This is a genomic window from Polynucleobacter parvulilacunae (assembly GCF_018881715.1).
GTDB classification, from domain to species: Bacteria; Pseudomonadota; Gammaproteobacteria; order Burkholderiales; family Burkholderiaceae; genus Polynucleobacter; species Polynucleobacter parvulilacunae.
The window spans coordinates 21,463-34,786 of the sequence record NZ_JACVPW010000013.1 but is presented as its reverse complement, the minus strand read 5'-3'; the positions used below and the strand labels follow the sequence as shown (position 1 = coordinate 34,786).

Here is a 13,324-nt window from a genome sequence, read left to right as displayed (position 1 = left end):
TTCATGAAACAAACGGCCATTTCTAGACTCATCCTTAGCCCCATTAGATGGCTCCGCAAAATACGTGGATTTAGGCTCGTTTACACCCCGCTGCTCGCAATTCTTCTCTTTACGGCAGTCATGGGCATTATTTTGGGCACCCTGCATTTACAAGAGAAGAATCAGCAAGAAGCCGCTTTGTTTAGGGAGCTCTCTTTTGCAAAGCAACGAATTCAGGCTCGCTTTGCAAACAATCTTGAAGCATTAACCACTATTAATCGCGAAGTAGCTGCTAGCGAAGATCAACTCAAGTTGCGACAAATTGCTCGCGAGCAAGCAGAGGATATTGTTTTAAATAATCATGAGATCTTAAAAATCATTTGGTTGAATAATCAAAATCAGCGGCAGTGGGCTGCTCCGGCAGAAAGTAACAAATCTGACTGGATTAGCAAAACGCAAAATGATCAACTCATTAATGACAGCCTTCTAACTACAATTGAACTTAGCAGGGTAACTAGTCGGGCAGCCTTTAGTCAGTTTGTATCTTTAAATTTACCGGGTGATCAACCCATTTCCGCCGAAAGAAAAATTGTTTTTTGGCAAGTCGTGCCCAATATCGTGGGCGGTGAAGTGGTTGGCTTCTTAGCCTCCCTGTATACCACTCAGGGCATATTGGATGTTATCCCCAGCGAGCTCAAATCCCACTATCGCTTTACGTTGCTGACAGACAATGAAAAAGTACTAGGCATCTCTTCGGACAAAGATACTCCCAAAAGAGCATTTAGCAACCAGACCAGCTTAGATATTGGCGTCTTAAGCCCGAACATTAATTTACGCATTGACACCTACCCGCCACCAACCAATCTGACCTTCAGAATGTTAATTGGTGTTGTATTGGGATTGTGCGTATTCGTGATCTGGAGTTTGTGGTCCGTTCTCAAACAAATGCAAGTCCGTCAAGAGGCTGAAGCAAGTCTGCGGACAGAAACCACCTTTCGTAATGCGATGGAGAACTCGACTCCAGTGGGTATTCGTGCGCATGACATGGAAAAACGCATTACATATGTGAATCCAGCTTTTTGTGAAATGACAGGTTGGTCATCGGAAGAACTAATGGGGCTTACTCCACCCTTTCCGTTCTGGCCCGATAGCAGACGAGATGAGCTTGTAGATAAGATGAATCGCGCCTTAAAAGCCAACATCTCTGGCAGCATGAAGATTGGTATTGAAGGCGCCATTCTGAAGCGCGATGGCACTTTGATTCAGACGCGTACCTTTATTGCGCCGCTAATTAATGAAAAAGGTAAGCAGACCGGCTGGGTTACTTCCTTAATTGATATTTCTGAGCCTAAAAAGATTCGTGAAGAATTAGCCGCTTCTCAGGAACGTTTTACTACCGTTTTAGAAGGTCTTGATGCGGCTGTGTCGGTTGTCTCTCTCGAAACGGATGAGCTCCTCTTTGCTAACCGCTTCTACAGAGAAAACTTTGGCAATGATTCTAAGGGGCACTTTCAGTTAGCTCACCAAGAAAAGAAAATTGATACCCTACATAACATTGCGCAAGATCTTCAAGACTACATACGTGATGGCATTCCGACCTCGTTCTTGTATCAAGAATCAGAGTCAGAGGATATTCAATTAACTGATGGCAGCAATAAATGGTTTGAGGTTCGTCGTCGCTTTATTCCATGGGTCGACGGACACCTTGCACAACTATTAATTGCAACCGACATTACCGCTCGTAAGGCGGCAGATGAACAAGCACGCCTACAAGAGGAACGCATGCAATTTACCAGTCGTCTCACCACCATGGGTGAAATGGCCTCCTCTTTGGCGCACGAACTTAATCAACCGCTCTCGGCCATTTCGAATTACTGCATGGGTGTTGCAAAGCGTCTTGATGGACACCTCGATCCCGCTTTAACTAAAGACATCTTGCCGGCCTTAGAAAAAGCCTCTGAACAGGCACATCGAGCGGGCACCATCATTCAACGGATTCGTGGCTTCGTTAAACGTAGCGAGCCTCAACGGAAAGAAGCAAACATCACTGAAATTATTAATGACGCAGTTGGTTTGGTTGAAATTGAAGCCCATCGCCACCGCTTAAGCATTCAGTCTGAAATCGCTGAAAATCTGCCGGTGGTCAACTTAGATCCGGTCCTCATTCTGCAGGTTGTGGTCAATCTACTGAAAAATGCCTTAGATAGCGTGCGCGAGGCCTACCCCCTCTCCTCCCGCTGGTCAGCGCCACCCGTGCGCATCAGCACCGATTTGGATACCAGCATCTTCCCAGCCATGCTTCGCATTCAGGTGACGGATGCTGGCGGCGGCATTCCTGAAAACGTGCTGGAACGCATTTTTGAGCCGTTTTTCAGCACAAAATCGGATGGAATGGGTATGGGCCTCAATATTTGCCGCTCCATCATCGAATCCCACCACGGCAGGCTTTGGGCCACCAATGTCCAGGACTCAGAACAGACCAAGCTGGCTGGCTGCACCTTTACAATACTTCTACCCTTGGGATCACCTGAATCCAAGGCTAATGTTTAGCATTGAATTTTAAGATCGAATTTACAGAATCACCTCGCGAGAACTGATATGAACTTAAGCGCTACTGCAAAACCAAACCAAGCCGAAGTTGTCTACGTAGTGGATGATGATGAAGCGGTTAGAGATTCACTGACTTGGCTTTTAGAAAGCAATGGTTACGTTGTACGTTGCCACGCTAGCGCAGAACGTTTCTTGCAGTCTTTACAAAGCACTGATAAGTCCACTATTTCTTGCGCTATCTTAGATGTGCGTATGCCCGGTATGTCGGGCCTTGAATTGCAAGAGCGCCTAACTAGTGAAAACCTACCTATGCCAGTTGCTTTTATTACTGGTCATGGCGACGTATCAATGGCTGTCTCCACCATGAAACGTGGTGCAGTAGATTTCATTGAAAAACCATTTAAAGAAAATGACCTCTGTGGTTTAGTAGATCGCATGCTTGCTAAAGCACGTGTTGATTACTCACAAGCTAGCCAACGCAAAATTACCCAGAGCTTGCTCAGCAAGTTGACTGGTCGTGAGCGTCAAGTACTCGAGCGCATTGTTGCCGGTCGCTTGAATAAACAAATTGCTGATGATCTTGGCATTTCCATTAAGACCGTTGAAGCGCACCGCGCCAACATCATGGAGAAACTCAACGTCAACACCGTTGCCGACCTGCTCCGCTTGGCTTTATCTGATCCTCAGCCGAATTAATCACCGAGCAATCACTGAGCAATCACTGAGGTTTTCTATGCCAGCCCAATTATTAGATGGAAACGCCCTTTCAAAAAAACTCCGCACAGAGATTGCTGCTCGTGGCGCCATTGTTACCGCCAAAGGTACAAGACCTGGATTGGCTGTCATTGTGGTTGGCGACAATCCTGCCAGCGCCGTATATGTTCGCAATAAAGTCAAAGCCTGTGAAGATGTAGGCTTTCATTCTGTTTTAGAGCGCTACTCTGCAGAGCTGGGTGAAGAAGAATTACTCGCTCGTATTGCCACCCTCAATGCAGATCCTGCGATTCATGGCATCTTGGTACAACTGCCATTGCCAGAACATATTGCTTCCGAACATGTACTCGAAGCAATCGCCCCTGAAAAAGATGTGGACGGTTTTCACGTTGCCAATGCTGGCGCTTTGATGGTTGGCCAACCCGAGTTCAAGCCTTGCACACCTTATGGCTGCATGAAGATTCTCGAAAGTATTGAGTACCCCATTCGCGGTGCGCGCGCGGTGATTGTTGGCGCCTCTAATATTGTGGGCAAGCCTATGGCGATGCTCCTTTTGCAAGCTGGTGCAACAGTGACCATTTGTAACAGCAAGACTCGTGACTTAGCGCACCACACTAAGGACGCTGATATTTTGGTGGTTGCTACCGGCAAGCCAAAGATGATCTCTGGCGACATGGTTAAGAATGGTGCAGTAGTCATTGACGTTGGCATTAACCGCCTGCCAGATGGCAAGCTGTGTGGTGACGTAGATTTTGATACTGCCAAGTATGTGGCTGGCTGGATAACCCCCGTTCCAGGCGGCGTTGGCCCCATGACTATCACTATGCTACTCATGAACACCTTGGAAGCGGCTGAAAAGGCTGCCAAACTGTAACTGAGTTTGTATCAAGGGATTGACTGGGACTTTTGGCAAAATTGCTCCCAGTCCATTAAGCTAGAGGGATGACTACATCCTCATCTACCCCTCTCTCTAAAAACCTCCCCATAGAATTACAAAACAATCCTCTGCTGACGTTTGGTCGCGGTATTGCCGCCTACTCAGAAGTCAAGCCAGAACATATTGCACCGGCGATTGAGTATTTACTCAAGCACGCGCAAGATGCAGTAGATGTCGCAGTTAATCCGAACACCCCATCTAATTGGGATGCACTTGCAGAGCCATTGGAAGACGCTACAGAATCTTTTGGGAGATCTTGGGGTGTGATTTCTCATCTCAATAGCGTTGCTGACACGCCAGAGTTGCGCGCTGCTTATGGAGAGATGTTGCCGAAGGTAACTGCCTTCTTTTCAAGTCTTGGCCAGAATTTAGATCTCTACAAGAAATTCAAAGAATTAAGCAAAGCTCCTGACTTTGCAAAACTGAGCACTGCCCAGAAAAAAGTGATTGAGAACTCCTTACGTGATTTTCGACTGGGCGGAGCAGAACTCAGTGATAGTGATAAACCGCGCTTTTCCCAAATTCAAGATGAGCAAGCAATACTTGGCAAAGCCTTCTCAGATCACGTATTAGATGCAACCGATGGCTTTGTTCATCTGATCTCCGATAAAGCGGAATTAGCAGGCCTACCTGAGGATGTCATTGCGGCGGCTGCGGATACCGCCCAGCAGAAGAACCTCAAGGGCTGGGCATTCACTCTGCACTTCCCGTCTTACTATCCAGTGATGCAGTACTCCGAGAACCGAGCATTACGTCGCCTGATGTATGAGGCATACGTTACCCGCGCTTCTGAACTAGCACCACAATATGCCAAAGGCAAATTAGATTGGGATAACACCCAAAATATGCTTGAGCAGTTAAGACTACGCGATGAAGAAGCCCGCATGCTCGGCTTCAAAAATTATGCGGCCCTAAGCTTGGCGCCAAAGATGGCCAGTAGCGTTGAGGAAGTTGATTCTTTCTTGACTAATTTTGCAGAAAAGGCAAAACCCTTTGCATTAAAGGATTGGCAAGAGCTTTCTGAATTTGCCAAGGCTGAACTTTCGATTATTGATGGCTTAGAGCCATGGGACGTTGCCTTTGCATCTGAAAGATTAAAGCAAGAGCGTTACTCCTTCTCTGAAAATGAGCTCAAGCAATACTTCCCCCTACCCAAAGTATTGGATGGCCTTTTTCAAGTAATTCAGACTTTGTTTGGCGTGAAGATTGAAGCTGCTAACTTGCCGACCTGGCATACGGATGTGCAATCCTTTTCCGTCAAGAATGCCAAGGGCAATATCGTGGCCTACTTTTACTTAGACCCCTATGCTCGTCCTGGTAAGCGTGGCGGGGCCTGGATGGATGATGCCCGCGGTCGTAGAGTGCTACCTGATGGTGAGATTCAAGTACCTGTTGCATATCTGGTTTGCAACTTTGCGCCGCCAGTGAAGGTGGATGGCGTATTGCGTCAACCTACCATTACCCACGATGATGTGATTACCCTCTTCCACGAGAGTGGCCATGGTTTACACCATCTCTTAACCCAAGTGAGCGCTTTGGGTGTATCAGGAATCAATGGCGTTGAGTGGGATGCGGTTGAGTTGCCAAGCCAGTTTATGGAGAACTTCTGCTGGGAATGGGAAGTCTTAGAGAAAATGACTGCCCACGCTGAAACCGGCAAACCTTTGCCGCGCGAGCTCTATGAAAAAATCTTAGCAGCTAAGAACTTTCAAAACGGCTATATGACCTTACGCCAAATCGTGATGTCATTAACAGATTGGCGCCTACACGCGAGCTTTGATGCAAAGAATTCACAAGGCCAAGCAGTGCTAGATCTCTCTAGAGCAATTGCCGATCAATTTAATGTCATTCCACAGCCGACTATTTCTCGTTGGATTAATACCTTCAGCCACATCTTTGCTGGTGGTTATGCGGCGGGCTACTACAGCTATAAGTGGGCAGAAGTATTGTCTGCCGATGTCTACTCTGCCTTTGAAGAGGCGGCAAAACTGACTGGTAGCATCCTTGATGAAAAGACTGGCGCGCGTTATCGCGAGGAAATTTTAGAAGTCGGTGGCAGTCGTCCCGCCGCCGAATCCTTTAAAGCCTTTAGAGGTAGAGAGCCCAGCATTGATGCCCTCTTAAGACATGGCGGGCTAGCTTAACAACGAAATTTGTGGTTTCTATTTTTTTAATAACGGATTTATAAGTACTCAATGAGCCTCTTCACTACTGAATTACTAATTTTAATTGTCGCAACAACGCTTATAACAGCTGGCGTCGCTTATGCAATTTACTGGGCACTGAATGATTCGCCCATATCCCGATGGCTCCATGATTCAGATGCAATAGTGCCCTCTTTTCTTTCCATTACCTCATTTATTTTCGGTCTGGCGATCTCCACCCTAGCGGGCTATTCATTTGAACATCATCAATCAGCCATCTCCAATGTCATCACTGAATCAAATGCAGTCGAAACCATAGTAAGCACGGCGACAGTCCTTCCCGCGAAAGATCAGGAAAAAATAATCTCGGGGATGAAAAACTATTTGACTGCAGTCATAGAAAAAGAATGGCCTGCCATGGCAAATAGAGATGCTAGTAAGCGTGAAATTTCAACGCCAGAATTTCTAGCTTTAAATAAAATCATCAGTGGCATCGCCTATCAGCCCAATCAACGTAGCGGTATCGAAAGTCAACTCCTGTCAGCTATTGGCACCATTCGGCATGACCGGCAAGCTAGACAATCACTGGCATACGATAACGATAGTCTTACAAAATGGCCAGCGATTCCAGTCTTCTCATTCCTGCTGCTGTTATCAGTAGGCATAGTCCATCTTGGAAGCCTTAAAGCAATGAAAGTATCGTTATCTATAGCTTCATTGTGTATTGTGACTACAGTGATATTTTTATTTATCGCCGTATCACCATACCGAGGTTGGAATCCAGTGGAGCCCCATAAAATCCAAGAATCATTGCGCATGCTGAATAACCTTAAGCCAAATTAAGAAGTTCGCTTTATAGGATTAATAAAAAGCCACTCCGAAGAGTGGCTTTAGCGTCTGAATACATCTAGACTTAATTGGTAAAGGGCTGTTATTGGACGCCCTTATTTGCCTTCCTATTTGCACGGTTCTCAAAGAAGGTTTCAATTTCTACGTAGAAGATAGGAACTAGCGCTACGGCCAGACAGGTTGAGGCGATCATACCGCTAAATACCGTGATACCCAGAGATATACGTGCTGCTGCACCCGCACCAGTAGAGGTCAGCAATGGCATGACACCCAATATGAAAGCGATTGAGGTCATCACGATTGGCCTAAAGCGCTCTCTAGAGGCCTCAAGGGCAGAATCTACGAAGCTCATACCCTTATGTCTGCACTCAATAGCAACCTCCACAATCAAAATGGAGTTCTTACAAGAAAGCGCAATCATCAATACCAAACCAATTTGTACGTAAATATTGTTTGGTAGGCCCGTAAGCAATAAGGCCAATACCGTTCCCGATAAAGAGAGTGGAACTGCCGTTAAAACGGCTAGTGGTGCTATCCAAGTTTCATATTGCGCTGCAAGCACCAAGTAAACCAACAAGATCGACAGCGCAAAGATCAAGATCACAGTATTGCCTACTAAATTTTCTTGATAAGACATACCAGCCCACTGATAGGCGACACCGTCGGGCAAAGTCTTAGCCACCTGATCCAGGGCCTTCATTGCCTGTCCTGAGCTGTAACCCTCATTGGCGGCACCTAAGACAGCCGCAGAAGGATAAAGCTGGAACTGTGATGCAAAGGCGGGACCAGTAGTGTCTTTAACATCAATAAAGGATCCTAGTGGAACCATGTTGCCACTCTTATTTTTTACATAGAGCCGATTTATCTGCTCTATAGCATTTCGATATTTACCATCGGCCTGCACATACACTTGGTAGGTTTGACCGTATTTAAAGAATTGATTTACGTAGGAAGATCCAAGATAGGATTGCAATACATCATATGCATCCCCAATATCAACACCAAAAGTTTCCGCCCTACCCACATTAAAGCTGAGCTGAAGTTGCGGAACATTGTTCTGGAATGGTGTAAAGATCATCATGATCTCGGGATGTTTTTGCGCCTCAGCAATGAAAGCCTTGGTAGCAGCGTCTAACTTGGCAAAGTTATTGCTGCCATCGGTCAGCATTAATCTCAACTCAAATCCACCAGATAGACCCAAACCAGGAATGGCTGGTGGCAAGAGCACAAAAGACTTAAGCTCTTGAACCTGTTTGAGCCCTGCATTCATATTGTTATAGATGTCACGCAGGCCCTCGCCTTTGCCCCGATCTTCCCACTTCTTCATGATGACATAGAGGCCACCACTATTAGATTGGGAGCTGCTGTTGTTCAGTAAGTTAATGCCGCCGATCACCACAACCGTATCTACGCCAGGTACCTTCTTGATTACCTCAACCGCTTTTTTCATACCCTCTTCAGTGCGCTGCAAAGACGCCGCATCAGGCAAGGTAGTCGAAACTACCAAATAGCCTTGATCTTCATTTGGAATAAAGCCTGTGGGAACAAACATCAAACCAATGAGGGAGGCCGCAATAATGGCAATACCTACCATCGATGCCTTAGCTCGATTTCTCATCAAGCCTTCTATCTTGTGACCATACCAAGTTGCGAGACGATTGAAATACAAATCAAACTTTTGATAGAGCTTATTTTTCACTATGCTCTTGTCAATCGGCTTTAAGTACTGGGCTGACTGCGTTGGCTTTAAGGTGATCGCGTTAATGCCGCTAATTAAAGCCGTTGCTGCAATCACCAAAGCAAACTGCCGATACATCTGCCCAGTAATGCCCGCAATAAATGAGGCGGGAATAAATACTGCCATCAAGACCAAGGTAATACCAATAATCGGGCCCATCAGGGCCGTCATAGCATCAATTGCACCCTGTTTAGGATTTTCACCCTCTTCAACCTTCTTAGAAACTGCCTCAACCACCACAATCGCATCATCGACCACAATACCAATACACAACACGATCGCAAATAAGGTGAGCAAGTTAATGGAGAAGCCAAGCGCGGCCATACAGGCAAACGCGCCAATGATGGTTACAGGTACTGTGGTTGCAGGCACTAAGGTGGCACGCCAGTTCTGCAAGAAGATCATGATCACGAGTAGAACCAAGATACCTGCCTCATACAGTGTTTTATAAACCTCATGAATAGAGGCCTTCACAAACATGGTGGTATCAAATGGGATGGCCCAAGTCACTTCTTTTGGAAGTGTCTTAGCGATACTCTTCATTTCATCTTGCACTGCTTGTGCGGTTGCAATTGCATTGGCGCCGGGCATTTGATAGATCGCAATACCGCCTGCAGGTTTTTCATCAATCTTAAAGAATTGACTGTAATTCTGGCTGCCCATTTCAATTCTGGCGATATCCCGCAAATAGGTTATTTCAGCCTTGCTGCCAGCCTTGACCACTATTCTGCCGAACTGCTCAGGAGTGGTCATGGCGCTAGTGACATTGAGCGTCAGCTGGAAATCTTGACCCATCGGTGTGGGCGGAGCACCAATTTGACCTGCTGTGAGCAAGACATTTTGCTTATTAATAACCGCGATGACATCGTTTGGCGTCAGATTGCGCATCTTGAGTTGGGCAGGATCAAGCCAAACTCGCATACTGTAATTACCCACACCAAAGACATTCGCAGCCGCCACACCTGGTAATCGCGCTAAACGCTGTTGCAACTTTAAGTTAGCCAGGTTACTTAAAAATAAGCCGTCATGATCTGGGTTAGATGAAGTGAGTGTAACGAACTGCAGAATGGCAGTGGATTGTGTTTTCGTTGTAACGCCCTGCTTTTGCACTGCCTGAGGCAAAGAAGGAAGTGCAATGGCTACCCGGTTTTGTACATTGACCTGAGCTAAATTGGGGTCTGTGCCAACCTTAAAGGTAACCGTTAGAGTGTAGTTTCCGTCATTGGTGGATGCTGACTCCATATAGAGCATTCCATCAACACCATTGACCTGAGTTTCAATATTGCTAGCCACCAATTGCTGCACCAGAGTTGCACTTGCACCTGGATACCGTGCTGTTACCTGAATAGTTGGTGGAACAATATTGGGGTACTGTGCAATCGGCAAGCTATTAATGGATACAGCCCCAATCAATAACATGACTAGAGCAATCACATTGGCCAGTACCGGCCGTTCGATAAAGAATTTAGAGAGCATGGTTATCGAGTTGGCATTGCCTCAAGCTTAACTTCCGTTGGTTTGGCAACTTGATTAATACTCAGATTAATGAATCCGTTAATGACTACCTTGCTGGCAGCAGTCAAACCCTTGCTGATCTCAACATACTTCTCAAAGCGCTGACCCAAAGCAATATCTTGGCGTTGTGCACGCATAGCATCATCTAAAACAAAAACATAGTCACCTACTTGATCTGTCATTACTGCAGTCTTGGGTAACAGTAAAGCCTGTCTTGGTGCGCCATACTGAGCCATGACACGAGCATATAAACCAGGAATTAATTCGTACTTTTCATTCTTAAAGATTGCCCGTAACTGTAAGGATCCAGTATCGGTTGAAATCAAATTGGCAGCGTAATCTAAGACGCCTTCAAAAGGATAGCCAACTTCACCCTGCAGGCCGGCGTAGATCGGCAAGGTATTAACTTCAGACTTGCGCTCCGCATTTGGATCCTGACTCTTTTGAAACTTTAAGTAATCCCTCTCATTAATTGAGAAGTAGACATAAATTGGTGAGATCTGCTGGATGGTGGAGAGCTGAACGCCTTTTGTAGTGCTATCTAAATAGGTACCGACGTCTAGTAAGTGTCTTCCCATGAGCCCATCGAAAGGCGCTCTGATTTCGGTATAGCCTAAATTAATCTTTGCAAGGGTTAAATTAGCTTCCGATTGCTGAAATTGAGATAAGGCTTTATCTACAGCAGCCTGGGATGTTGCATTCTCCTTAAGCAAAGATTTCTGGCGACCATACTCAAGCTTCGCTTCGGTATAAATTGCCTGTTTTAGCTTCACCTCTTGGATATAGGGCTCTTGCTCAATCACAAATAGAAGGTCACCCTTCTTCACCATGGCTCCGTCGGCAAATCCAATCTTTGTGAGATAGCCCTTAACCCGTGCATCCAAATTCACCGTGAGGTATGGATCTACCAAACCATCAAAGGTAGCAAAGCTACGAATCTCTTGCGAGAGTGGCTGTGCAGTCGTTACTGGAATTGGCATTTGCTTGATTGTTTTTCCACAGGACTTCAAGCAAATCAGCGTAATTAAGACGACTATAACGAATAAAGATATCCCAATCGTCCGTGGTGATAGTTTCTTTTTAAGAATAGGAATTTCAACTGTGCTTAATTTTCCGAGGAACGCATTCCACTTTCCTAAGAGTAAGGCCCATAGAGTCACAAGCTTGCGCCATAAAGGCATCAGCAAAAGTTTGGCTTTTATTAATTGATCTTTCATGGCGCAGCACTTCCCTGGGTCGGCGGAATAGTTGTATTGGGTGCATCTAATTTATTTGGCTGAATGACTTGTGTGGGCTTTGATGGGTCTGGAGCATCTACCAAAAATTTTCCGACCTTAACTGTTAATGGATCACCCGTCCTTGTCAGGACAGAGCCCCAATCTGTTCGGTCTGTCATATCGGCAATCATCTGATCTGGCAGCTTAGGAGGAGTCATATCTGCAGTCCAACCACCACCTAGCGCTTTAAATGCACCCACATATCCAATAAGCTCGTTTGATGAAGTCTGGACTAAAGCGTTCTGAATGCTCAACAGTGACTGTTGTGCAGTAATCACCGTGGTGTAATCATTCTGCCCTGCCTTATAACGTTCAAGCGCCAAATCTGCAGCACTTTGCGCCGCAATCACACCACGACCTAAATCTTCTTTTGAACTCTTAGTGGTCGAAATGGTAATGAGTGAATCTTCGACCTCCTTTTGAGCATTCAAGACTTGGTTCTGATAGGCCAAGAGAGCCTGCTGGAAGACAGCATCCTGTACTCGGACTTGATCCACAATCGCACCCCGATAAAACAGCGGCAAGGAAATCCCGGCGTTTACCCCCGAAGAGTTATTACCCCAACTAAATAAATTAGCGGAGGATAAGGTTCCGTAATTTGAGGTGGCATAACCAAAGAGACCGCCCAAGGTAAATGTTGGAAACAGTTGCGCCTTGCTTACCCCAATCAAGGCGGATTTAGATGCGGCATCAAATTCTGCCTGTAAAACGTCGGGGCGACGGCGCAGCAAGTCTCTTGGCATACCAATACCCAGAGCAGTCGGCGGCTTGAGTGTTCCCTTGGTGTTTCCGTAAGTCTTTTCATAGTACTCAGGAGGCTCACCCAACAAAACACTCATGGCATGCTGATTTTTTCTTAAATTAGCGATCAAGCCTGGGATTTGAGCCTTAGTCTGCTCATACTGTGCTTGCGCCTGACTTAAGTCGAGCATTGAGGTAGCGCCATATTTAAAACGGGCACCTGCGATACGCAAACTTTCTTTTTGTAAGGCCAGATTGATTTTGGCGACCTCTATGAGCTCTTCGTAGTTTCGAATATTGATATAGGTATTAGCAACGTCTGCGGTTAATGAAACATCCGCCGAGTAATACGCAGCAACACTAGATAAATACGAAGTTAATGAACTCTGAACTCCGCGACGATTCTTTCCCCAAAAATCGAGCTCCCAACTCACCTGCACTAAAGCATTTTTTGAAACCAAATTATTGGAGTCATTAATAGCCTCTTGAATTGCGCTATTGCGGTTATTGGAATACGAAGCACTTAAAGCGGCAGATGGTAATAATGCGGCATCGCTCACGCCAAGTTGGGCTTGCAGTTGGTATATCCGTAGCGCAGTTTGTTGCAAGGTCAGATTTTGAGCCATCGCTTGCTTGAGCAAGATATTTAGCGTCGGATCGTTAAAGCTCTGCCACCACTCCACGGGGTCCAGAATCTTGTTTGAGTTTTCACCTAAGGATTCTGTAAATTCAGTTTGAGTAGATGATTTAAATTGGTCCGCAGCTTTCACCGGTGGCCTTGCGTAATCCGGACCAACCATCATGCAAGCACCCAGCATCAAAGTGCTGGTAGCGACTAATAAATAGGAGAGCGCGTTTCTAAGTAATGGCATTAAAGAGG

Annotated in this window: 8 protein-coding genes; 5 read left to right on the top strand and 3 right to left on the bottom strand. The window is 46.0% G+C overall.

All coding sequences use genetic code 11. The annotated features are described in order from the left end of the window. The first annotated feature begins 3 nt into the window (after positions 1–3). From ICN18_RS08570 to ICN18_RS08550, 5 genes are all read left to right on the top strand, one after another. A complete protein-coding gene (locus ICN18_RS08570) occupies positions 4–2,529 on the top strand; it encodes a sensor histidine kinase (RefSeq protein ID WP_216190094.1) in 2,526 nt (841 codons plus the stop codon). 48 nt (positions 2,530–2,577) lie between these two features. Further along, complete coding sequence (locus tag ICN18_RS08565) at positions 2,578–3,225, top strand: response regulator transcription factor (RefSeq protein WP_216190093.1); 648 nt, start codon at positions 2,578–2,580, stop codon at positions 3,223–3,225. A gap of 37 nt (positions 3,226–3,262) precedes the next feature. Next, positions 3,263–4,117 (top strand): bifunctional methylenetetrahydrofolate dehydrogenase/methenyltetrahydrofolate cyclohydrolase FolD, encoded by an 855-nt coding sequence (folD, locus tag ICN18_RS08560; RefSeq protein WP_216190092.1) that lies wholly within the window; start codon positions 3,263–3,265, stop codon positions 4,115–4,117. A gap of 68 nt (positions 4,118–4,185) precedes the next feature. Further along, entirely contained in the window at positions 4,186–6,324 is a 2,139-nt protein-coding gene (locus ICN18_RS08555) for a M3 family metallopeptidase (protein ID WP_216190091.1), read from the top strand. A 51-nt stretch (positions 6,325–6,375) separates the two neighbouring features. Continuing rightward, the gene (locus ICN18_RS08550) at positions 6,376–7,167 is read left to right on the top strand and encodes a bestrophin-like domain (RefSeq protein ID WP_216190090.1); all 792 of its coding nucleotides are present in this window, start codon (positions 6,376–6,378) and stop codon (positions 7,165–7,167) included. Positions 7,168–7,255: 88 nt separating this feature from the next. Here the strand turns inward: ICN18_RS08550 and ICN18_RS08545 are convergent, their stop codons facing one another. The 3 genes from ICN18_RS08545 to ICN18_RS08535 are packed head-to-tail and all read right to left on the bottom strand — an operon-like array spanning position 7,256 to position 13,316. Continuing rightward, the gene (locus ICN18_RS08545) at positions 7,256–10,387 is read right to left on the bottom strand and encodes an efflux RND transporter permease subunit (protein WP_216190089.1); all 3,132 of its coding nucleotides are present in this window, start codon (positions 10,385–10,387) and stop codon (positions 7,256–7,258) included. A gap of 2 nt (positions 10,388–10,389) precedes the next feature. Next, positions 10,390–11,643, bottom strand: a complete 1,254-nt coding sequence (locus tag ICN18_RS08540; protein WP_216190088.1) for an efflux RND transporter periplasmic adaptor subunit — start codon at positions 11,641–11,643, stop codon at positions 10,390–10,392. Beyond that, on the bottom strand, positions 11,640–13,316 hold the full coding sequence (locus ICN18_RS08535) for an efflux transporter outer membrane subunit (protein WP_216190087.1): 1,677 nt from the start codon (positions 13,314–13,316) through the stop codon (positions 11,640–11,642). The genes ICN18_RS08540 and ICN18_RS08535 overlap by 4 nt, the downstream gene beginning before the upstream one ends. Between the last annotated feature and the right edge of the window lie 8 nt (positions 13,317–13,324).

Bases quoted from the DNA above. Each gene is read 5' to 3' on its own strand.
- ICN18_RS08570 (WP_216190094.1), top strand. From the start codon at position 4: ATGAAACAAACGGCCATTTCTAGACTCATCCTTAGCCCCATTAGATGG.
- ICN18_RS08565 (WP_216190093.1), top strand. From the start codon at position 2,578: ATGAACTTAAGCGCTACTGCAAAACCAAACCAAGCCGAAGTTGTCTAC.
- folD (WP_216190092.1), top strand. From the start codon at position 3,263: ATGCCAGCCCAATTATTAGATGGAAACGCCCTTTCAAAAAAACTCCGC.
- ICN18_RS08555 (WP_216190091.1), top strand. From the start codon at position 4,186: ATGACTACATCCTCATCTACCCCTCTCTCTAAAAACCTCCCCATAGAA.
- ICN18_RS08550 (WP_216190090.1), top strand. From the start codon at position 6,376: ATGAGCCTCTTCACTACTGAATTACTAATTTTAATTGTCGCAACAACG.
- ICN18_RS08545 (WP_216190089.1), bottom strand. From the start codon at position 10,387: ATGCTCTCTAAATTCTTTATCGAACGGCCGGTACTGGCCAATGTGATT.
- ICN18_RS08540 (WP_216190088.1), bottom strand. From the start codon at position 11,643: ATGAAAGATCAATTAATAAAAGCCAAACTTTTGCTGATGCCTTTATGG.
- ICN18_RS08535 (WP_216190087.1), bottom strand. From the start codon at position 13,316: ATGCCATTACTTAGAAACGCGCTCTCCTATTTATTAGTCGCTACCAGC.